The organism is Streptomyces sp. NBC_01089 (assembly GCF_045162975.1).
Taxonomy (GTDB): domain Bacteria; phylum Actinomycetota; class Actinomycetes; order Streptomycetales; family Streptomycetaceae; genus Streptomyces.
This window is the reverse complement of sequence record NZ_CP108660.1, coordinates 5,412,810-5,431,771: the sequence shown is the minus strand read 5'-3', so window position 1 is coordinate 5,431,771 and position 18,962 is coordinate 5,412,810. Positions and strand designations below refer to the sequence as shown.

The following is an 18,962-nucleotide window of genomic DNA, read 5'->3' as shown; positions in this document are numbered from 1 at the left end:
GGCGGAGCCGGACCGGCCCGGACGAAAGTGCGAGGTTGACCGTTGTGAACGTTGCGGACCTTGGCCTGCCGGTACATGTGCCGTCGACGGCGCTCTTCACCGACCAGTACGAGCTCACGATGCTCCAGGCAGCCCTGAAGGCCGGCACCGCCGACCGCAGGTCTGTCTTCGAGGTCTTCACCCGGCGGCTGCCCGAGGGGCGCCGGTACGGCGTCGTGGCGGGCACCGGGCGGGTCCTGGACGCCGTCGAGAACTTCCGCTTCGACGAGGACCAGCTCAGGTTCCTGCGCGAACAGAAGATCGTCGACGGACCGACCGCCGAATGGCTCGCCTCCTACCGCTTCAGCGGCGACATCTGGGGCTACCCGGAGGGCGAGGTGTACTTCCCTGGCTCCCCCGTCCTGCGGGTCGAGGGCTCCTTCGCGGAGTGCGTCCTGCTGGAGACGGTGATCCTCTCGATCCTCAACCACGACTCGGCCATCGCGGCCGCGGCCTCCCGGATGAACGCGGCGGCCGGCGGCCGGCCGCTGATCGAGATGGGCGCCCGCCGCACCCACGAGCTGGCGGCCGTCGCGTCGGCCCGCGCCGCGTACGTCGGCGGGTTCTCCACCACGTCGGACCTGGCGGCCGGATTCCGGTACGGCATCCCCACCGTCGGCACCAGCGCCCACGCCTTCACGCTGCTGCACGACGACGAGCGGCAGGCGTTCACCGCCCAGGTCGCCTCGCTGGGCGGTGACACCACACTGCTGGTCGACACCTACGACGTGGCCGAGGCCGTCCGTACCGCCGTCGAGGTGGCAGGGCCGGAGCTGGGCGCGGTGCGCATCGACTCCGGTGACCTGCTGCTCGTCGCGCACAAGGTCCGCCAGCAGCTGGACGCGATGGGCGCCACCAGGACCAGGATCGTGGTCACGTCCGACCTGGACGAGTACGCCATCGCCTCACTGGCCGCGGCGCCCGTCGACGCGTACGGGGTCGGCACCCAGCTCGTCACCGGCAGCGGGCACCCGACCTGCTCCATGGTCTACAAGCTGGTGGCCCGGGCCACGTCGTCCGACCCGCAGGCCCCGCTCCAGCCAGTGGCGAAGAAGTCGCTGGGCGCCAAGACCTCGCGCGGCGGCCGCAAGTGGGCGGCGCGCAGGACCGACGCCGACGGGGTCGCCGAGGCCGAGGTGATCGGCACCGGACAGGTGCCCGCGGAGCTCCAGGACCAGCAGCTCCTGGTGAAGCTGGTGAAGGGCGGCGAGGTCATCGAGCGCGAACCGCTGGACACGGTGCGCGAGCGCCATCTGGCGGTCCGGGCCACCCTGCCCATGTCGGCCTTCCAGCTGTCCAGGGGCGAGCCGGTCATCCCCACCGAGTACGCCTGAGCCGCACCGGCCGCACCGGCGCCCACGCCGACCGGCCGCACCCGTGCCGTACGTGCGGACCCGTCCCGTACGTACGAACCCGTCCCGTACGCATGAACCACAGGTGAGCGGGAATGGAACGGCTGCCGGGTGCCTCCCGCACCTCCGCACGCCGTCCGTCCGCCACCCCTTCTCCCCCCAGGACAAGGAATCCCGCCATGCACCGCGCCCTGATCGTCGTCGATGTGCAGAACGACTTCTGCGAAGGCGGAAGCCTCGCGGTCTCGGGAGGCGCGGATGTCGCCGCCGCCGTCACGGACCTGATCGGCCAGTCCACGGCCTGCTACCGGCATGTGGTGGCCACCCGGGACCACCATGTGAACCCGGGCAACCACTTCTCCCGGAACCCGGACTACGTCCACTCCTGGCCGCCGCACTGCGTCGCGGGCACCGAGGGGGTGGGCTTCCACCCGAACTTCGCACCTGCCGTGGCGTCCGGCGCGATCAGCGCCGTCTTCGACAAGGGCGCCTACGCGGCGGCGTACAGCGGCTTCGAGGGCCTCGACGAGAACGGCGTGCCGCTGGCCGACTGGCTGCGGGCCCGCGAGGTCGAAGAGGTCGACGTGGTCGGTATCGCCACCGACCACTGTGTGCGGGCGACGGCGCTCGACGCGGTACGGGCCGGGTTCGGCACCCATGTGCTGCTGGGCCTGACGGCCGGGGTGGCCGAGGCGACGACGGACCGGGCGCTGGAGGAGATGCGGGCGGCCCGCGTGGAGCTGACCGGCAAGCCGGTGGTCTGAGGGCCGGTGGCCCGGAGGGCGCTGCCGCCCCCGGGCCGGCCCGCCCTGCGCCCGCTACCAGCCTCCTACGCCCACACGCTCTCCCCCAGCAGCGCTCTGATCGGATGCCAGAGCTCCGCCTCCTCCTGCGGCGCCGCGCGCCAGAGCAGCCCGTCCGGATGGTGCAGGACGGCCGTGATCTCGTCCGGCGTCGGCGGCTGTGCGTTACCGCGCAGATACACCGCGCGCATCCCCAGATTGCGCACCCGGGTCAGGGCGCGCGCCCGGTTCGCCGCGTGCACGAGGATCCGGACATGGGTCATCCGGTCCGGGCTCGGCAGGGTGAGAGCGACCACCACGCTGCCGTTCGGAAGTCTGCTGAATCCACTACCTGGCATACCGTTCATCTCCCCCGTGAGACGTTGTGTCAATAAGAGCCGTGCAAGAGGCACCTAAACACGATCGGCCGCCGCCCGCTAGAGGGCGACGGCCGATCATGCTCTGACCTGCGAAGATGCGGTTCAGCGGTGCGAGGCGCCGACCTGGACCGTGATCGTCGAGCCGTCCAGCGGCTGCTGGAGGATCGAGATCCGGGTGTTGGTGTCAGTTACCTTCACGCTTCCGGTCCCGTTTTCCTTGTACCAGTACGTGCCCTGGTGATCATCGAAAACCGGCCGTCCGAGCTGCGGCAGGACCCGCTTGGCGACGTCCGCGTCGTGCAGCGTGAACCCGGCCGTCGGGTACCAGCTGAACGGTGCGTCGAAAGGCTGGATCTTGTTCCGCATGACCGTGCCGTCCGCCCACTTCAGCGGCTTGGCGTGCGAGTCGACCGGCAGGATCAGACCCTGGCCCGGGTGCGCGCTGACGTTGTTGTCGGGCTGCGAGGTGTCCCACTGCCAGATCATCAGGCCGCGCTGGTACGGGTAGTACTCGACCCAGTCCGGACGGGTCTTGGAGAAACCGAAGTTGTACGGGCCCGTCTGCAGCGTCCGGTCGTACGACACGTACTGGCGGTTCTCCGCGATGTAGTACTGCGGGTAGTCCTTGGTGAACGACTCCCCGATGCGCGAGAAGCCCTTCGTGGTCCAACCGGCGTCGTCCGTCTCGGCGTTGTCCGTGAAGAGCGGGGCGCCGTCGGCGTTCACCGAGATCTTGTCGGCGGCGAAGCCCTTGCCCGCGACACCGCCGTCGGACGAGTAGCGGAAGCGGAGGTCGATCTTCTTGCCCGCGTAGGCGTCCAGCGGGTACGACAGGCTCTTGTACGCGGCCGACGAACCGGTCAGCGCGGGCTTGTCACCGCCGTCACGCGGGATCTGCGCACCGTCCGCCTTGCCGTCGACGGCGGTCCAGTTGGCGCCGCCGTCCGTCGAGACCTCGGTGTAGAGGAAGTCGTAGTCCTTCTCGATGTCCCACCAGCCCGAAAGGTCAAGGGACGCCTTGGACTTGCCGGTGAGGTCGACCGGGCGGGTCAGGGTGTTGGAGAGGTCGTCGCCCATCCCGCTCCACCACTGCTCGGCACCCTCGGCCGGCTTCGTGATCGTCGTGGTCACGGGCTTGTCCGGCAGCGAGACGACGAGCGCCTGCTTGTTCTTGGTGTTGTACTCCGAGACGCCCAGCTTGTGGGTCGACTTCTTCGCGGCCTTGGCCGTGTCGTAGTCGAGCCAGCCCAGTTGGAGCTTGTCCCAGGCGGACATGTCCCCCGGCTTGTTGCCGATGGCGTTGTCCCCGGTGCTCAGCCAGGAGCCCGCCGACATCAGTGACCAGAAACCGACGCCGTTCTCGGCGGTGTTGGTGGTGTCGTACTCGTCCGGCAGCCCCAGGTCGTGGGCGTACTCATGGGCGAAGACGCCGAGGCCGCCGTTCTCGGGCTGCATGGTGTAGTCGCCGACCCAGATGCCGGAGTCACCGATCGGGGTGCCGCCGGACTTGTTGTCGGCCGGGCCCGTCTTGCCGGTGTCCGTGCCGTACACATAGGAGCGGTGCGCCCAGAGCGCGTCGGCGCCCTCGGCTCCGCCGCCCGCGGACTCGTCCTCTCCGGCGTGCACGATCTGGAAGTGGTCGATGTAGCCGTCGGGCTCGTTGAAGTTGCCGTCGCCGTCGTAGTCGTAGCGGTCCCACTGGTCGTAACTGGCCAGGGTCGCCTTGATCTCGGCGTCGCTCTTGCCGGCCGCCTTCTGGGCCTGGGCCCACGCGGTGACGCCGTCGCGCACCAGGTCACCGGCGTTGGCGCAGATGCTGGAGCCGCAGTAGTTGGAGCCGTACCGGGCCTCGTTGTACGGGACGGTGACCCAGTCGGCGACCTCGCCGTCGACCGAGTAGCGGCCCGATGAGGTCTTCTCGTAGTACGACTTGAGCGAGTCCTTGCCCTTGCCGGTACCGAAGTAGAGGTCCTGGAAGTGCTGGCGGTTGTAGTCCGCCTGCCAGGCGGTGCTGTTGTCCTTCTTGCGGTCCGGCTGGGCGATCTTGTTGTGCGCCGGTCCCGGCGTGCCGCCGTACTTCTTCACCGGCGGCTCCGGTCCGTCGGGGCCGTCCGGGTCGTACATGGTGGTGTCGTCGACCGTGTCGCCGAACTGCACCAGGATCGTGAATATCTTGTCGGTCTTCTCGCGCCCGAGCTCGACGTACTTCTTGTCGTCGAGGCGCACCACCTGGGAACCGCCGTGCGACTGCACCTTCTTGTGGCCGGATATGACCTGCTGCAGCGCGGACTGGTGTTCCTTGTTCTGCTGCCTGCTGAACGGGCCGTCCAGATTGTGCTTCTGGTCCTTGAGCAGCGTCGCCGGGTCACGGCGGTCGATCTTCTTCGAAGTGGCGCTGCCCGTGGGGGCCTTGGTGTCGGCCTGGGCGGTGGCGTACGCCGAAGCGGTGGCCGTGGTCGCGGCGATGGCCACGAGCACGGCGGCCACCCGGGTCGTCGCCCGTCTCTTGATATTCACTTGGTGCTGTCCTCCCCGAACGCGTCGCAAGTGACGACATTCGACCGGAGGTGCGAGAGAAAAGACAGATCTTGACTTGAACACACCAATTGCATTATGCAGAGCGCCGTTTCCGGTATCCGGACGGCGCACAGCTGCCTCACACCGGCCGCACAGCTGGGGCCGCGTTCTGGGGAGGACCTCACCGAGGGTCAACGGGCGCGCCGGTCCGGCCGGTGGGTGGTGGACGTGACTCCGTGCGCCCCCTGTGCACCGGCACCGTGGGTTAGGCCACGCTTACCGATGGTTCCGCTCGGGCATCCGTCGGATTAGAGTCGCGCTCGACGTACGTGCCGACACGCTCGCCGAGTCGACCACCCACCGCTGTCCCTAGGACGGATATCGCCATGACGCGTCCGACTGCCGCACAGCTCTTGTATGGTTCGGCCACCGTCGTCTTCTCGACCCTCGCGATGCTGCTGCTCTCGCGCACCTCGTCGGGCGTCGGAGTCGCGGTCATCGTCGTGGCGGCGCTGATCCTCGGTCTGCTGGTCGCGGTGACCGTGCCCATGCCGAAACCGGCCCGCCAGGCCGACCCGGCCGGCGGCCAGGAGCCCGGTACGGGCCGTACCGCCGCCACCACCGACGCATCCGCCGCACCACCCGGCCTGCGGGTGCCCGCCCCGACGGCGAGGACCGCCCCCGCCGAACGGGTCGGCGGCCACTCACTGCGCGGCTGAACGCCGCCCCTCCACGCCGACCCTCCCCCGGACCTACGGGGTAGTCACCACGACCACGGTCTTCGCCGCCTTGTCGTGCAGCCCCTGCTTGTACGGCCGGTCGAAGAAGCTCCAGCCGCCGCAGATCGCGGTCCACACACAGGCACAGCAGAAGACCGCGGGCAGCCAGAGCACCGCGGCGCGGACGAACGCCGCCTGTCCGGTCGGCGTGGTCCCGTCGTTGAGGTTGGCGCACCGCAGGTTCAGCAGCCCCTTGCCCACGGTCTGCCCGTTGCGCTTGACCGTCATGAACGTGTCGTAGCCGATGTAGAGGACCGCCGCGATCAGGCTCTGGCCGACCGACCGGCCGTAGTTCATGTGGTCCGTGTTGTATCTCAGCCCGCCGAAGATCAGTGAGATCAGCCAGACCACCACGGCGACGATCACGATGTCGATGATCCGGGCGAGCACCCGCTTGCCGCTCGGGGCGAGGGGCGGCATCCCGGCGAGCCGCTGGTCGTCGCCGTACGCGTTCCCGCCGCCGTAGGCGTTCGGATCGTACGGCGGGGGCGCGCTGCCGCCGTACGGATCGCCGCCACCCGGGGGCGGCGGCGCACCACCACCGCCGTACGGACTGTCGCCGCCCGGTGGCGGCGGCGGATAACCGCCCTGCGGCCTCTTTCGGAACGGGTCGTCCTCGGGGGGTTCTCCGGGCGGCGGCTGATCGGTACTCATCTCCCGAGTCGACCGCGCCCTGCGGTGCCCCGCATCCGGTCAGGACCGTACGAGTGAGACCGCGTCAGCCCGCTGCCACGAACGTCCGGGCCGCCTTGTCGTGCAGACACTGCCGCCAGGGCCGGTCGAAGAGACACCAGAGCACGTTGACGATGCCCACCACCAGCAGCCCGAGCACCCCGTACAGCAGCCAGCGGGTGACCGCTCCGCCGAAGGACGGCGGTTCGTAGGACTCCATGTCGCGGACCTGGACCTGGCAGAGCTTCTTGCCGAGCGTACGGCCCCACTTGGCGGTCGGCAGGGCCTCGTACAGCAGCCCCAGGACGAGGAACGCCCCGATGGCGGCGCCCAGATATCCGGCCGTGGTGCCGTCGAGCAGCCAGACCGTGACGGTGGTGCCGGAGAGCTTGGCCTCGTCGATCTTGCCGCTGATGTGGTCGGCGGCCTTCGTCAGGAACGGTACGGCGACCGCGCCGGCCACCGCCCCCAGGACGACGGTGTCGATGAGCCGGGCGGCGAACCGCTTGCCGAGCGACGCCGGACGGGCGGCGGCCTGAGCGCGGGCGGCCGCCTGGAACGGGTCCTCGACCGGGGGCTTCCACGGCGGCAGCCGCTCCTGGTCGGCGCCTTCGCCCGCGCGGGCGAGCTGCTGCACCTGCTGGGGCCAGGAAGGCGCCTGTGCCGGTGGGGCAGCCGCTTCCGGCGGATACGGCTGCGGCGGGACCTGGGCCGCCGGGGGCTGGAACTGCGGCTGGGGCTGCGGCTGTACGGACTGGGGCTGTGCGGGTTGCGGCACTGCGGGCTGGGGCTGGACCGGTTGTTGCTGCGGTGCGGCCTGTCGCGGGGTGGCCTGCTGTTGCTGCGCCGGGGACGGCTGGGGTTGTGGGGACTGCTGGGACTGTGGGCGTACGGCGCGGATGGACATGGTGCCGTCCGTCCTGCTCGTACGCGCCGTGCCGGGACCGCTGCCGGTCCCGGCTCCCGGTCCGCTGCCCGCGCCCAGGGCGCGCAGGGTGACGGTGTTGTCGGGGGGCGGGGCCTGACGGCCCGTGGGGAGCGCGGGACGGGAGGACTCCGGCCCCGCGGGCAGTTCGGCGCGGCGCGGCGCGGGGACCGGACGGCCGGGCGTGGGCGGTGCGCTGTCGGCGGGCGGGGCGGGGGCCTCGGCCGGGGTACGGGGATCGGGGCCGCCCCAGGAGACCCGGCGGTCGCGTTCGCCGCCGAAGCCGCCCTGGCGGGAGGCGTCGGCCTGCCAGACGGACGCGGGTTCCTGCCGGCTGTCGTACTCCGGTCCCTCTTGCGGCTCCTCGTCGAAGAAGACCGGCCCGGTCTCCTCGGCCCGCGGCACCGGGGACGCGTCGGACGGTCTGCGCACGGCGGGCAGCGGCGCGGCGGGCGCGGGTGCCGTGCCCCCGGGCGGTACGGGCATGGCCTGGTCGTCGTCGGCGGGGGCCGGACGGCTCGTTCCCGGTACCCACGCGGCACCGTTCCAATACCGCACATATCCGGGAATCGATGGATCTGGGTAGTAGCCAGGCGTGGGGCTGCCGTCGCCGGTTGCCGGGGTTGGGGCGCTCATCACCGTGGTCCCGTATCTCCTTGAGAGCCGCAATTCAAGGCTCCACATCTATCAGACCGCCGTGGGATCACGGACCGGTCCTGCCGCATCGACCACTTTCCGGTCATCGCCAAATCATCCTCGAAACCCGCGTAATGAATGCCGGGCAGGGTGCTCTCACCCTGTACGGCCCGCCGTTGGGCGTACGTACAAGGAGAGGAAGCGCACGCCATGCACACCGTGGTGGAACGTGAACTGGAGCTCAAGCTGGTGCTGTCGCCCGAGCGCAGCATCCCTGTCCCTGCCCGGCTTTCCTACAGCACGGGCGACCCCTATGCCGTGCACGTCAGCTTCCACATCGCCTCGGACTCCCCGGTGAACTGGTCGTTCGCCCGTGAACTGATGGTCGAGGGGGTGTTCAGGCCGTGCGGTCACGGCGACGTACGGATCTGGCCCACCAAGGTCGACTCGAAGAGCGTCGTCTGTATCGCGCTGTCCTCACCCGACGGGAACGCCCTGCTCGAAGCGCCGACCGCGCAGGTCTCCGCCTGGCTGGAGCGGACCCTGCGGGCCGTGCCGCCCGGCTCGGAGAGCGCGCATCTGGGCATCGACGCCGGTCTGGCCGCGCTGCTCACCCCGCTGCCCGCCGACGATCTGTGGATGAGCGACCCCTGGCCTTCGGACGAGTCCGACGACGAGAGCCGGTGACGACAGTGGGTCAGAAGAGTTTGCCCGGGTTGAGCAGGCCCAGCGGGTCGAACGCCTGCTTGACCCCGCGCTGCATCTCGACGCCCACCGGCCCCAGTTCGCGGCCGAGCCACTCCTTCTTGAGCACGCCCACGCCGTGTTCACCGGTGATCGTGCCGCCCAGTTCCAGGCCGAGCGCCATGATCTCGTCGAAGGATTCACGCGCCCGCCGCGACTCGTCGGGGTCCTCGTGGTCGAAACAGACGACGGGGTGGGTGTTGCCGTCACCGGCGTGGGCGCAGACGCCGATGGTGAGGTCGTGCTTCTCGGCGATGACCGCGGTGCCTTCGATCATCGCGCCGAGCTTCGACCGCGGTACGCACACATCGTCGATCATCGTCGCGGACTTGACGGTCTCCAGCGCGGTGAGGGACAGCCTGCGGGCCTGGAGGAGCAGTTCGGACTCCGCCTCGTCGTCGGCGGGCACGATCTCGGTGGCGCCGGCCGCCGCGCAGAGCTCACCGACCGCGGCCAGGTCGGCCGCCGGGTCCGGGGTGTCGAAGGCGGCGAGCAGCAGGGCCTCGGTGGTCTCGGGGAGGCCCATCTGCGCCATCGCGTTGACCGCGCGGATGGTCGTACGGTCCATGAGTTCGAGGAGTGAGGGTGTGTGACCGCGCTCCATGATCCGGCAGATGGCGTCGCAGGCGGCAGCGGCCGACGAGAACTCGGCGGCCAGGGCGAGCTGGCGCGGCGGGGCGGGCTTCAGCGCGAGCACGGCCTTGACGACCACCCCGAGGCTGCCCTCGGATCCGACGAAGAGCCGGGTCAGGTCGTACCCGGCGACGCCCTTGGCGGTGCGGCGGCCGGTGGTCAGCAGCCGCCCGTCGGCGAGGACGACCTCCAGGCCGAGTACGTACTCGGCGGTCACCCCGTACTTCACACAGCACAGGCCGCCCGCCGCCGTGCCGATGTTCCCGCCGATGGTGCAGGTCTCCCAGCTGGAGGGGTCCGGCGGATAGTACAGACCCTGGTCGGCGGCGGCCCGGGAGAGCACGGCGTTCACGACGCCCGGTTCGACCACGGCGATGCGGTCGACCGTACTGATCTCCAGGATCCGGTCCATCTTGGTGAGGGACAGCACGATGCAGCCGTCGACGGCGTTGGCCCCGCCGGAGAGACCGGTGCGGGCGCCCTGCGGGACGACGGGGGTACGGAGGGCCGTCGCCGTCCGCATGACGTGCTGGACCTGCTCGGTGGTGCGCGGCAGGACGACGGCGGCGGGGGCCCCGGCGTCGCAGAAACCGGCCGAGTCCTTGGCGTACGAAGCCATGATGTCCGGGTCGCTGATCAGGGCTTCGGCCGGGAGTCCGGTGCGCAGGCGTTCGAGCAGATCATTCATGATCCCACCCTGGCATCGGGGCGCCCCGCTGGGAAGGGGTGAGCGGCCCGGGACGGCGGGCCGCCGGTCAGCGAGGCTCATGGGGCAGCAGGGTGCCGAGCGGCCCGAGGTCCAGGTTGAGGTCCTCGCGGCGCAGTCCGTGGTGTTCGCAGAGCTCCGTCATCCGCTGGTCGAGGAGCATCAGGGTCGTGCCCACCCGTTCCTCCTGCTCCTCGGTGAGGTCGCCGCTGTCGAACCGGCGGATCGCCTGGCGCTCGACCAGCTGCCGGAGCAGTTCGACGACGGTCAGGACGAGCGAGGCCAGATCGCGGCCGGCGCTCTCGGGGTCGATGTCCACCCGGGCGCCGCTCACAGCGGCCCGCTGTCGGCCCACGGGGCGGGGACCCGTTCGCTGACGGATGCCAGCAGGGCGTGCAGGGAGAGCCGGACCAGCGGGACGTCCGCGATGGCGATCACCAGGTCTCCGCTGATGACGACGCCGGTGCCGAGCACCCGGTCGAGGAGATCGACGAGCGGTACGCCGATGGGGGCCATGGCCTCCGGGCCCTGCCAGGGGACGGGATCACCGGTCTGCATGGGCGCCTCCGTCCGTGACCGGATCCGTGAAGGAATCCGTGAAGGAATAAGGGGCCCACGGCCCGGAGACCTCGATCTCGATGCCGTCGCGGTCCAGGTTGTCGCGGAGCCGGCCGACCGTGCGGGCCAGTTGACCGCTTCGCTCCTCGGCGATCAGATAGGCCGCGTTCATGATCTGGGTGCGGCCCCGGCCGGTGGCCTCGGGCCCGTGCGGGCGGCGCCGGACCGCGCCCGCCGCCAGCTCGCGTACGGCGGCGTCCACGCGCCCGGCCGCGGCCAGTGCGTTGTCCTGGCGCAGTTCCCGCTGCTGCCGCTGGCCGCGCAGCCGGTTCAGATAGCCGCGGCCCGTCTCGGGCGCGGGGGCGGGGGCCGGGGCGGGCGGCCCGGTCGTGGCGCCGGGCTGCGCCAGATAGACCTTGACGGCCCACTCCACCCGTCCGGCGACGCGGTCGAGGGCCGCCCGGAAGCGTTCCTGGTTCGCGCCGAGTGCGGCGGCGGCGCGCTCGTCCCCCAGGTAGAGGGTGGCCAGCGGGAGCGGCACCGTGGGGCCTCCGCCGGCGGCGGCGGTGACGACGTCGTGGTGGGTCCGCGCACAGCGTTCGAGTTCGGCGGGGTCGGTGAGCCGCTCCCGCAGGGCGCTCTCGGAGAAGGCGTCCGCCGGTACGTCCTGCACCACGGCCCGCAGTGAGCCGACGCTCAGGAAACGCAGCGGGCCGCCCCCGGGGTGTCCGGCGGCGGGCCCCGGGCGGGCGGGACGGTCGGGACCGCAGACGGCGAAGACGTACGTGGCCGGGGAGCCGGCGCTGTCCTGCGGTACGGGCGGGCGGTGCGGGGACACGGCGGTCATCGGCGGCGCAGTTCCCTTCGGGGGCCGGGTTCCCCGGCGTCGTCGCCCTCCAGCTCCTGGAGGCGTTCGCGCAATTTCTGGTTCTCCTCGGACAGCGCGTCGTGCGCGGCCCGTGAGGAGAGTGCCGGGTCGGTCTCCCACCAGTCGATGCCCGCCTTCTTCGCCGTCTCCACGGACGAGACGAACAGGCGCAGCCTGATGGTCAGCAGTTCGATGTCCAGCAGGTCGATCTTGATGTCGCCCGCGATGACGATGCCCTTGTCCAGGACACGTTCCAGGATTTCGGCCAGGTTGGCCGTGCTGGGTGCGCGCGTGACGGGCTCCGAGTCCCAGCTGTCCACTTTCGTCACGGGGTGCCCCCTGTTCCCGGTGCCGTCGGCGCCGACGATGTGGTGCGGTGCGGCCGCCTTCTGTCGAGAAGGTCCAGCAGCCGCTCCTCCTCCAGCTCGAACTGCGCCAGACCGATCTCGCCGTCGTCCAGGGAGCGGTTCAGCGCGGCCAGTTGGGCACGGATCACCCCGGGGTCGTGCAGCTCCTGCTCGGCCGCATCGACCATCCGGTCGGAGATCCACACCACGCCGCGTACCGGTGCCAGCGGAAGAAGCAGTACGCCGGAGATCAGCCCCATGTCAGACCCTGGCCGGGGCGGATTCCGGGCCCACGAAGCTGTAGCAGGGCAGCGGCCCGGTGAGCCGGAGGTCCAGTCGGTCCGAGTGGGCGGCGGCACAGCGCTCGACGACCGCGCGGAAGTCGGCCTCGCGGCGCCGCGGGACGAGGAAGGAGATGTTCAGGACGCAGCCTTCGACCTCCGGCCCGGGGCGCATCTCGTCGGCCAGCTCCGCGCACTGGGCCGGCAGCAGCGCTGCGGCCGCCGTGGCCCTGCGCCGCAGCCCGGCCGAAACGGCCTCGCCCAGGCGGATGTTGGCCTCGTACCCGGGCCTGCGGCGGGTCTCCTCGCGGGCCCTCCGGACCACGGGGTCCTCCCGGATCAGCGCGGCCAGGTTGTCCTGGACCGGCATGACCTTGACGTTCATCTCCACGCGCGCGTCGAGCCGTTCGAGGATCGCGGTGTGCTCGCCGCCGCGCGCCGCGACGTCGGACAGCACCGTGGACTCGTCCGGCGCGACCACACCGAAGCGCATCGGCAGCACCGGCCCCGCCTCGGCGAGCTCCAGCAGCAGATCCTGGTGTGCCATGAGATCGCGGCGGCGGGCCCTGAGCCCCGGAGGGGCCTCACTGACCACGACGGCCAGTTCACCGGCCGGCAGCAGCCGGATCTCGGCGGGCGGCTCGCCGACGCCCCTGGCATCAGCGGGGAGCGGATGTGCGCCGCCCACGATGCCGTACACGTACATGCCTGTCCCGGCCATCGGTCAGCTCTCCTCCTTGTGCCGGCGCGTACGCCCGCTGTCGGCGCTCCGCGAACGGCTCGCCTTGTGGCGGCGCGGCCGCTCCTCTTCCCGCGCCTCGTCATCGTCGTCGTCATCGCCGTCGCCGACCCCGACGGCTTTCTTCACCTTGTCGCCCACGGAATGCGCGGCCTTCTTGGCGCCGGCCTTCCCGGCGCTCTTGGCCATGCCGCCGCCGAAGAGTTCGGGCACTGTCCTGCTCGTCGTGTCGTTCTCCAGATCGAGCCGGTTGCAGGCTTCAGCGAACCGGAGATAGGTGTCGACGCTGGCCACGACGATGCGGGCATCGATCTTCAGGATTTCGATGCCGACCAGGGACACCCGTATGAAGATGTCGATGACCATGCCGCGGTCGAGAATGAGTTCCAGGACGTCGTAGAGGGTGCCGGCACGGGGGACGCGGACAATTTCCTCGCTGTATGTACTCAAGGGAGGACCGTCTTTCCGGATTGTCTTGATCGCGGGTGATGTCTTCGTCACGGGCGGTATCTTGGTCTCGGGCATCGGAGGCTCTCAATCGTCTGCCTGGCCACGGCGGTAGCGCCGGACTCTGCGGTATTCCAGCAGGGCCCCCTGCTCGTCGATATCCACTTGGTACGTGGCCAGCAGGCTGGTCGTATCGGGAATGCGCGGGAGTTCGAGTACGTCCACGTCGACATGCCAGCCGCCATCGGTCCGCGATACGGCGGAGACGCCTTCGGTCCTGTGACTGATCAGCTTCCGCAGGCTCAGGCACGCGCGTTCTGCCGCGTCCTCCGCGCCCTTCACCTGCTTTCTGGCCGTGCCGGAAGAAGCGGATCTGGAGGTCCCGGATTTCCGGGCACGCTGTTCTGCCATGTTCGTCATTCTGTGGAGCCCCCGGGCACCCCGCACGCGGGGTGGCCCGAAAGGCTGGCTGCGGTCCTGCGCCTTTACCGGTCTTCGGCGCGCCCAATCAGAATCCACCCGAATGGCGGCCTGCCGGGGGCCGGAGGACATTGGGATGAGAGGGGCGTACCGCGATGCCGGTCAGCACCGGCCGGCCGCTTCCGGTCGCCCTCACCGACGCCGGCCTTCTTCTCACTGGAGGATTTCCCATGGCCAGTAACGACAGCACCGGCAGCACTCACTCGACCACTCTGGGCAACAGCGGCGACAGCGCCGGCACCCGGGGCACGACCACCATCGCGGACACGGTCGTCGCGACCATCGCGGGCATAGCGGTCCGCGAGACCGACGGTGTGTACGCGGTGGGCGGCAGCGCCTCCCGCGCCATCGGGTCGGTCCGCGACAGGGTCTCGAAGACGCCCGCGCCCAGCAGGGGAATCAAGGTCGAGGTCGGGGAGACCCAGGCCGCGATCGATGTCGAGGTCATCGTGGAGTACGGCGAGCCCATCGCGGACGCCGCGAAGGAGATCCGCAGCCGGGTGACCGACGCGGTGGAGACGATGACGGGTCTGGAAGTCGTCGAGATCAACATCAAGGTCTCCGACGTGCACCTGGCCGGATCCGACGACGACGAGGACGAAGAGGACAACGAGCCGAGCGGGCGGGTGCGCTGAGGCGGAAGCTCGCTCGTCTCCGGGCAGCCGGACGGGGGTGCGCGGAGCGGCGCCGGGGGCCGCCCACAGGGCTGGGGTTCTCCGCGCCCTGCTCCCGCTCCGCACCCTCACCGGATGCCTGTGCCCGGAGTGGAACAGCGGTGATTCGGCTCTGATTGAGGAGCGCTCATGGAAAACAGCACGAAGGTCTCACTGACCGCTGCCGTGGCGGCTGGTTATGTCCTCGGGCGGACGAAGAAAGGGAAGCTGGCCATTGGTCTTGCTTCCCTGGTGGCGGGCCAGCAATTGCCGCTGAATCCGCGGGACATGATCAGCATGGGCGCCCGGAAGCTGGCGGAGAATCCACAGGTTGCTCCATTGATCGAGCAGGTACGGGGTGAAGTGCTGAGCGCCGGGCGTACGGCCCTGTCGGCGCAGGCGAACCGCCGCCTGGAATCCGTCGCCGACGCACTCCAGCAGCGGACCAGTGCCCTGCTGGAACAGCCCGGTGAAGAGGAAGAGAACGAGGACGAGGACGAGGACGAGGAGTACACGGAAGAGGACGAGGAGGAGCCCGAGGACGAGGAAGCCGAAGAGGAAGAAGGGGACGAGGAGGAAGCGGAAGAAGAAGAGCCGCCCCGTCGTCCCACGAAGCGGCCCGCGGCGAAGAAGCCTCCCGCCAAGAAGGCGCCCGCGAAAAAGGCACCGGCCAAGAAGGCGGCGGCGAAGAAGACAGCGGCCAAGAAGGCTCCGTCGAAGAAGGCTGTCGCCAAGAAGACTTCGAGCCGTAACAGCCGTAGGAGGTAGCTCTCATGGCCAAGCAGGAGGACGCACCTACGGACCAGGGAATGTCCGCCCTCGACCGGGTCAAGGACGAGCTTTCCGCCTATCTCGGCGCCCAGGGGCAGCGGTTGATCGATTCGGCCGGCGGAAAACTCTCGGATCTGGCGGAGGGTCTTGGGGATTCCGACGGCGGCGGGGGCGGCGGCCTCCTCGACGTCGGGAAACGCGTCATGGGCGGTGAGAACCCCGTCAAGGCATTCGTGGGCGAGAAGGCCGGCTCCATGAAGGACAAGGCGGTGGACTCGGTCAAGAGCGCATTCGGCGGCGGGGGTAGCAGCAGTAAGGCCGGCAGCCCCAAGGTAATGAACATGATCGAGACCATCGATGTCGGAAAGCCACTGCGCACGGTGTACGACCGATGGGCCGAGATCGAGGAATTCAGCTCGTTCACCAAGGGCGTCACCGGTGTGAAGCAGTCGGACGAGATCGAGAGCGACTGGAAACTCAAGGTCGCCTTCTCCAACCGCAGTTGGAAGGCCACCGTGCAGGAGCAGGTGCCGGACGACCGCATCCTCTGGACGTCCGAAGGCGCCAAGGGCACGACCCGCGGCGCCATCACCTTCCATGAACTGGCCCCGAGCCTGACCCGTGTCGTCGCTGTCGTCGAGTACACGCCATCCGGCTTCTTCGAGAAGACCGGCAACCTCTGGCGCGCCCAGGGCCGCCGGCTGCGCCTGGACCTCAAACACTTCCAGCGTTACGTGACCCTGACCGGGGACGACGAGGAGGTCGAAGGCTGGCGCGGAGAGATCCGCGACGGCGAGGTCGTCCGCAGCCACGAGGAGGGCCTTGAGGACGACGAGGACCAGGGGGATGAGGAAGAGGGCGAAGAGGAGGGGGACGAGGACTACGAGGACGAGGACGAGAACGGGGAGGAGGGTGACGACGAGGGCGAGGAAGAAGAGGAAGAGGACGACGACGCGTACGAAGACGACGAGGAGGACGAGGACGAACGCTGATGCGGCAGGTGGGCGGGGGCCGGAATGAATTCCCGGCCCCCGCCCACCACGCGCCCACTGGACCACTCGGGTCAAGCCGCGCAACCGCGCAACCGCGCAACCACTCAGCCGTGCAGCCGCTCAAGCAACCAGCGCAACCGCTGAGCCGCTTACCCGCTCAGCCCGCCTCAGCCGCTCACAGATTCCCGCGTCGCTCCTGCTCCCGCTCGATCGCCTCGAACAGCGCCTTGAAGTTCCCCTTGCCGAAGCCCATCGATCCGTGCCGCTCGATCATCTCGAAGAAGACCGTCGGCCGGTCCTGGACCGGCTTCGTGAAGATCTGCAGCAGATAGCCGTCCTCGTCGCGGTCGACCAGGATCTTCTCCTGCCGGAGGGTCTCGACGGGGACGCGGGTCTCGCCCGCCCACTCCCCCAGCGTGTCGTAGTACGAGTCGGGCGTGTCCAGGAACTGGACGCCCGCCGCCCGCATGGCGCGGACCGAACCGACGATGTCGTTCGTCGCGAGCGCGATGTGCTGGACACCGGCGCCGCCGTAGAACTCCAGGTACTCGTCGATCTGCGACTTCTTCTTCGCGACCGCCGGCTCGTTGATCGGGAACTTCACCTTGAGCGTGCCGTCGGCGACGACCTTCGACATCAGGGCGGAGTACTCGGTGGCGATGTCGTCGCCCACGAACTCCTTCATGTTGGTGAAGCCCATGACCTTGTTGTAGAAGGCGACCCACTCGTTCATCTTGCCGAGTTCGACGTTGCCGACACAGTGGTCGATGGCCTGGAACGTACGCCGGGCGGGCGGCTCGACGATCGGGTCGGCGGCGGCGTACCCGGGCAGGTACGGGCCGTCGTAGCCGGTGCGCTCCACCAGCGTGTGGCGGGTGGTGCCGTAGGTGGCGATGGCCGCCAGGACCACCGTGCCGTGGTCGTCCTTGACCTCGTACGGCTCCTGGAGGCCGGTGGCGCCGTGCGCGGTCGCGTAGGCGTACGCGGCGCGGGCGTCCGGCACCTCGATGGCGAGGTCCACGATGCCGTCGCCGTGCTCGGCGACATGGCCGGCGAGGAAGCGGCCGTGGTCGGTCGCGGGCTTGATGACGGAGGTGAACACGAAGCGGGCCGAGCCGTTCGTGAGGACGTAACTCGCGGTCTCGCGGCTGCCGTTCTCCGGTCCGGAGTAGGCGACGAGCTTCATGCCGAAGGCGGTCGCGTAGTAGTGCGCGGCCTGCTTGGCGTTGCCGACGGCGAAGACGACCGCGTCCATTCCCTTCACCGGGAAGGGGTCGGCCTCACGCGCGGTGTCCGGGGTGTGCTGGGTGGTCTCAGTCATGGGGGAAGCGTCCCGCCGTATCGCAAGGTGCGCAATAGTTCGCGATTTGGCTGGGCAATCTGTTCAGTATGGGACCAGGATGGGCGGTCCATCTGTACAGGGTGACCACAGCACGGTGGCATCCGTGAGCGGCGGGAGCCACGCATGGGCATCGACGAACTGGACGGCCGGCTGATCGTGCTGCTGGCCCGCGAGCCCCGGATCGGGGTGCTGGAGGCGTCCCGGCGGCTCGGCGTGGCGCGCGGGACCGTACAGGCGCGGCTCGACCGGCTCCAGTCGCATGGAGTAATCCGGGGATTCGGCCCCGAGGTCGATCCGGCGGCCCTCGGCTACCCGGTGACGGCGTTCGCGACGCTGGAGATCAAACAGGGCCAAGGGGCCGATGTACGGGCGCACTTGAGCGGCGTGCCCGAGGTGCTCGAACTGCACACCACGACCGGTCACGGGGACATGCTCTGCCGTCTGGTGGCCCGGTCGAACGCGGATCTTCAACGGGTGATCGACCTCGTTGTGGGTTTCGATGGCATTGTGCGCGCCTCCACGGCGATCGTCATGGAAAACCCTGTGCCTCTGCGGATCATCCCGCTGGTGGAGCAGGCGAGCCGAGGAAGGGGCCCCGAGGGATGAATTTCTGGGAATACCTCGGCAACCGCTATCAGCAGTTACTGGCCGACGCGGGCCAGCACGCGAGCGCGGTGTTCCAGGCGATGGTCATCGCGACCGCGCTGGGGGTGCTGATCGGCGTCCTCTCGTACCGCAAGGAGTGGGCGGGCAACGTCGCCGTCGCCACGACCTCGTCGATCCTGACCATCCCCTCGCTGGCCATGATCGGTCTGCTGATCCCGATCGTCGGCCTCGGTGTCGCGCCGACGATGATCGCCCTGGTGCTGTACGGGCTGCTGCCGATCGTCCGCAACACCATCGTCGGGCTGCGCGGGGTGGACGAGGACCTGGTGGACGCGGCCACCGGGATCGGGATGTCCCGGATCAGCCGGCTGCTGCGGGTGGAGCTGCCGCTGGCCTGGCCGCCGATCCTCACGGGGATCAGGGTCGCCACCCAGATGCTGATGGGGATCGCCGCCATCGCCGCCTTCGCGTCGGGGCCCGGCCTCGGTAACCAGATCTTCCGCGGGATCTCCAGCCTCGGCAGCGCCAACGCGCTCAACGAGGTGCTGTCCGGCACGCTCGGGATCATCATCCTGGCGCTGCTTTTCGATGCCGCGTACGTCCTGATCGGACGCCTGACCATTTCGAGGGGTATCCGTGCCTGATCACGCAGAGCCCGCTCAGGCGCGTAAGGAGAACCCCGCCTCCCCCGCCGAGACACGTACGGAGAACGC

At 69.7% G+C, this 18,962-nt stretch carries 23 protein-coding genes; 9 read left to right on the top strand and 14 right to left on the bottom strand.

Annotated features, from left to right (window positions below; genetic code table 11):
• The first annotated feature begins 44 nt into the window (after window positions 1-44).
• The gene (locus OG510_RS24415) at window positions 45-1,373 is read left to right on the top strand and encodes a nicotinate phosphoribosyltransferase (RefSeq protein ID WP_406139570.1); all 1,329 of its coding nucleotides are present in this window, start codon (window positions 45-47) and stop codon (window positions 1,371-1,373) included.
• Window positions 1,374-1,570: 197 nt separating this feature from the next.
• Entirely contained in the window at window positions 1,571-2,155 is a 585-nt protein-coding gene (locus OG510_RS24410) for an isochorismatase family protein (protein WP_406139569.1), read from the top strand.
• Between the two features lie 65 nt (window positions 2,156-2,220).
• On the opposite strand, the gene OG510_RS24405 is transcribed toward OG510_RS24410, so the two are convergent.
• Window positions 2,221-2,532, bottom strand: a complete 312-nt coding sequence (locus tag OG510_RS24405) for a hypothetical protein (protein WP_164266491.1) — start codon at window positions 2,530-2,532, stop codon at window positions 2,221-2,223.
• A 123-nt stretch (window positions 2,533-2,655) separates the two neighbouring features.
• Window positions 2,656-5,070 carry an immune inhibitor A domain-containing protein gene (locus OG510_RS24400; protein ID WP_406139568.1) on the bottom strand — a complete coding sequence of 805 codons (2,415 nt, stop codon included), beginning with the start codon at window positions 5,068-5,070 and terminating at the stop codon, window positions 2,656-2,658.
• 386 nt (window positions 5,071-5,456) lie between these two features.
• On the opposite strand from OG510_RS24400, the gene OG510_RS24395 reads away from it, so the two are divergent.
• On the top strand, window positions 5,457-5,789 hold the full coding sequence (locus OG510_RS24395; protein ID WP_406139567.1) for a hypothetical protein: 333 nt from the start codon (window positions 5,457-5,459) through the stop codon (window positions 5,787-5,789).
• Window positions 5,790-5,822: 33 nt separating this feature from the next.
• Here OG510_RS24395 and OG510_RS24390 read toward each other — a convergent pair whose 3' ends face one another.
• Both OG510_RS24390 and OG510_RS24385 read right to left on the bottom strand, forming a co-directional pair.
• Window positions 5,823-6,503 carry an RDD family protein gene (locus tag OG510_RS24390; RefSeq protein ID WP_406139566.1) on the bottom strand — a complete coding sequence of 227 codons (681 nt, stop codon included), beginning with the start codon at window positions 6,501-6,503 and terminating at the stop codon, window positions 5,823-5,825.
• Between the two features lie 64 nt (window positions 6,504-6,567).
• Entirely contained in the window at window positions 6,568-8,082 is a 1,515-nt protein-coding gene (locus OG510_RS24385; protein ID WP_406139564.1) for an RDD family protein, read from the bottom strand.
• Window positions 8,083-8,292: 210 nt separating this feature from the next.
• On the opposite strand from OG510_RS24385, the gene OG510_RS24380 reads away from it, so the two are divergent.
• The gene (locus OG510_RS24380; RefSeq protein WP_164267808.1) at window positions 8,293-8,769 is read left to right on the top strand and encodes an SsgA family sporulation/cell division regulator; all 477 of its coding nucleotides are present in this window, start codon (window positions 8,293-8,295) and stop codon (window positions 8,767-8,769) included.
• Between the two features lie 10 nt (window positions 8,770-8,779).
• Here the strand turns inward: OG510_RS24380 and OG510_RS24375 are convergent, their stop codons facing one another.
• From OG510_RS24375 to OG510_RS24335, 9 genes are all read right to left on the bottom strand, one after another.
• A complete protein-coding gene (locus OG510_RS24375) occupies window positions 8,780-10,147 on the bottom strand; it encodes an FAD-binding oxidoreductase (protein WP_406139562.1) in 1,368 nt (455 codons plus the stop codon).
• Window positions 10,148-10,214: 67 nt separating this feature from the next.
• Window positions 10,215-10,499 carry a gas vesicle protein K gene (locus OG510_RS24370; RefSeq protein WP_164267806.1) on the bottom strand — a complete coding sequence of 95 codons (285 nt, stop codon included), beginning with the start codon at window positions 10,497-10,499 and terminating at the stop codon, window positions 10,215-10,217.
• On the bottom strand, window positions 10,496-10,723 hold the full coding sequence (locus OG510_RS24365) for a gas vesicle protein (protein ID WP_406139561.1): 228 nt from the start codon (window positions 10,721-10,723) through the stop codon (window positions 10,496-10,498). Before OG510_RS24365 ends, OG510_RS24370 begins: the two co-directional genes overlap by 4 nt.
• A complete protein-coding gene (locus tag OG510_RS24360) occupies window positions 10,710-11,570 on the bottom strand; it encodes a GvpL/GvpF family gas vesicle protein (RefSeq protein WP_406139559.1) in 861 nt (286 codons plus the stop codon). Before OG510_RS24360 ends, OG510_RS24365 begins: the two co-directional genes overlap by 14 nt.
• A complete protein-coding gene (locus tag OG510_RS24355; RefSeq protein WP_406139557.1) occupies window positions 11,567-11,920 on the bottom strand; it encodes a gas vesicle protein in 354 nt (117 codons plus the stop codon). The genes OG510_RS24360 and OG510_RS24355 overlap by 4 nt, the downstream gene beginning before the upstream one ends.
• Window positions 11,917-12,198 (bottom strand): gas vesicle protein GvpG, encoded by a 282-nt coding sequence (locus OG510_RS24350; RefSeq protein ID WP_406139556.1) that lies wholly within the window; start codon window positions 12,196-12,198, stop codon window positions 11,917-11,919. The genes OG510_RS24355 and OG510_RS24350 overlap by 4 nt, the downstream gene beginning before the upstream one ends.
• A 1-nt stretch (window position 12,199) precedes the next feature.
• On the bottom strand, window positions 12,200-12,940 hold the full coding sequence (locus tag OG510_RS24345; RefSeq protein WP_406139555.1) for a GvpL/GvpF family gas vesicle protein: 741 nt from the start codon (window positions 12,938-12,940) through the stop codon (window positions 12,200-12,202).
• A gap of 3 nt (window positions 12,941-12,943) precedes the next feature.
• A complete protein-coding gene (gvpJ, locus tag OG510_RS24340; RefSeq protein ID WP_164265229.1) occupies window positions 12,944-13,483 on the bottom strand; it encodes a gas vesicle protein GvpJ in 540 nt (179 codons plus the stop codon).
• A gap of 9 nt (window positions 13,484-13,492) precedes the next feature.
• Window positions 13,493-13,816, bottom strand: a complete 324-nt coding sequence (locus OG510_RS24335; protein ID WP_406139553.1) for a gas vesicle protein — start codon at window positions 13,814-13,816, stop codon at window positions 13,493-13,495.
• A 239-nt stretch (window positions 13,817-14,055) separates the two neighbouring features.
• Between OG510_RS24335 and OG510_RS24330 the strand changes: the two genes are divergently transcribed.
• The 3 genes from OG510_RS24330 (at window position 14,056) to OG510_RS24320 (ending at window position 16,301) form a co-directional block, all read left to right on the top strand.
• Window positions 14,056-14,520, top strand: coding sequence for an Asp23/Gls24 family envelope stress response protein (locus OG510_RS24330; RefSeq protein WP_406139552.1), 465 nt, complete (start codon window positions 14,056-14,058; stop codon window positions 14,518-14,520).
• A gap of 168 nt (window positions 14,521-14,688) precedes the next feature.
• Complete coding sequence (locus OG510_RS24325) at window positions 14,689-15,306, top strand: hypothetical protein (protein ID WP_406139550.1); 618 nt, start codon at window positions 14,689-14,691, stop codon at window positions 15,304-15,306.
• A 5-nt stretch (window positions 15,307-15,311) separates the two neighbouring features.
• A complete protein-coding gene (locus tag OG510_RS24320; protein ID WP_406139548.1) occupies window positions 15,312-16,301 on the top strand; it encodes an SRPBCC family protein in 990 nt (329 codons plus the stop codon).
• 175 nt (window positions 16,302-16,476) lie between these two features.
• On the opposite strand, the gene hppD is transcribed toward OG510_RS24320, so the two are convergent.
• Window positions 16,477-17,622: a 4-hydroxyphenylpyruvate dioxygenase gene (gene hppD, locus OG510_RS24315; RefSeq protein ID WP_164265224.1), complete on the bottom strand. Its 1,146-nt coding sequence runs from the start codon at window positions 17,620-17,622 to the stop codon at window positions 16,477-16,479.
• 144 nt (window positions 17,623-17,766) lie between these two features.
• Here hppD and OG510_RS24310 point away from each other — a divergent pair, with 144 nt between their 5' ends.
• Together OG510_RS24310 and OG510_RS24305 are read left to right on the top strand one after the other, a co-directional pair.
• Window positions 17,767-18,249 (top strand): Lrp/AsnC family transcriptional regulator, encoded by a 483-nt coding sequence (locus OG510_RS24310; RefSeq protein WP_164265223.1) that lies wholly within the window; start codon window positions 17,767-17,769, stop codon window positions 18,247-18,249.
• On the top strand, window positions 18,246-18,893 hold the full coding sequence (locus OG510_RS24305; RefSeq protein ID WP_164265222.1) for an ABC transporter permease: 648 nt from the start codon (window positions 18,246-18,248) through the stop codon (window positions 18,891-18,893). Before OG510_RS24310 ends, OG510_RS24305 begins: the two co-directional genes overlap by 4 nt.
• The last annotated feature ends 69 nt before the right edge of the window (window positions 18,894-18,962 follow it).

Bases quoted from the DNA above. Each gene is read 5' to 3' on its own strand.
- OG510_RS24410 (WP_406139569.1), top strand. From the start codon at position 1,571: ATGCACCGCGCCCTGATCGTCGTCGATGTGCAGAACGACTTCTGCGAA.
- OG510_RS24405 (WP_164266491.1), bottom strand. From the start codon at position 2,532: ATGCCAGGTAGTGGATTCAGCAGACTTCCGAACGGCAGCGTGGTGGTC.
- OG510_RS24395 (WP_406139567.1), top strand. From the start codon at position 5,457: ATGACGCGTCCGACTGCCGCACAGCTCTTGTATGGTTCGGCCACCGTC.
- OG510_RS24390 (WP_406139566.1), bottom strand. From the start codon at position 6,503: ATGAGTACCGATCAGCCGCCGCCCGGAGAACCCCCCGAGGACGACCCG.
- OG510_RS24385 (WP_406139564.1), bottom strand. From the start codon at position 8,082: ATGAGCGCCCCAACCCCGGCAACCGGCGACGGCAGCCCCACGCCTGGC.
- OG510_RS24380 (WP_164267808.1), top strand. From the start codon at position 8,293: ATGCACACCGTGGTGGAACGTGAACTGGAGCTCAAGCTGGTGCTGTCG.
- OG510_RS24375 (WP_406139562.1), bottom strand. From the start codon at position 10,147: ATGAATGATCTGCTCGAACGCCTGCGCACCGGACTCCCGGCCGAAGCC.
- OG510_RS24365 (WP_406139561.1), bottom strand. From the start codon at position 10,723: ATGCAGACCGGTGATCCCGTCCCCTGGCAGGGCCCGGAGGCCATGGCC.
- OG510_RS24360 (WP_406139559.1), bottom strand. From the start codon at position 11,570: ATGACCGCCGTGTCCCCGCACCGCCCGCCCGTACCGCAGGACAGCGCC.
- OG510_RS24350 (WP_406139556.1), bottom strand. From the start codon at position 12,198: ATGGGGCTGATCTCCGGCGTACTGCTTCTTCCGCTGGCACCGGTACGC.
- OG510_RS24345 (WP_406139555.1), bottom strand. From the start codon at position 12,940: ATGGCCGGGACAGGCATGTACGTGTACGGCATCGTGGGCGGCGCACAT.
- gvpJ (WP_164265229.1), bottom strand. From the start codon at position 13,483: ATGCCCGAGACCAAGATACCGCCCGTGACGAAGACATCACCCGCGATC.
- OG510_RS24335 (WP_406139553.1), bottom strand. From the start codon at position 13,816: ATGGCAGAACAGCGTGCCCGGAAATCCGGGACCTCCAGATCCGCTTCT.
- OG510_RS24330 (WP_406139552.1), top strand. From the start codon at position 14,056: ATGGCCAGTAACGACAGCACCGGCAGCACTCACTCGACCACTCTGGGC.
- OG510_RS24325 (WP_406139550.1), top strand. From the start codon at position 14,689: ATGGAAAACAGCACGAAGGTCTCACTGACCGCTGCCGTGGCGGCTGGT.
- OG510_RS24320 (WP_406139548.1), top strand. From the start codon at position 15,312: ATGGCCAAGCAGGAGGACGCACCTACGGACCAGGGAATGTCCGCCCTC.
- hppD (WP_164265224.1), bottom strand. From the start codon at position 17,622: ATGACTGAGACCACCCAGCACACCCCGGACACCGCGCGTGAGGCCGAC.
- OG510_RS24310 (WP_164265223.1), top strand. From the start codon at position 17,767: ATGGGCATCGACGAACTGGACGGCCGGCTGATCGTGCTGCTGGCCCGC.
- OG510_RS24305 (WP_164265222.1), top strand. From the start codon at position 18,246: ATGAATTTCTGGGAATACCTCGGCAACCGCTATCAGCAGTTACTGGCC.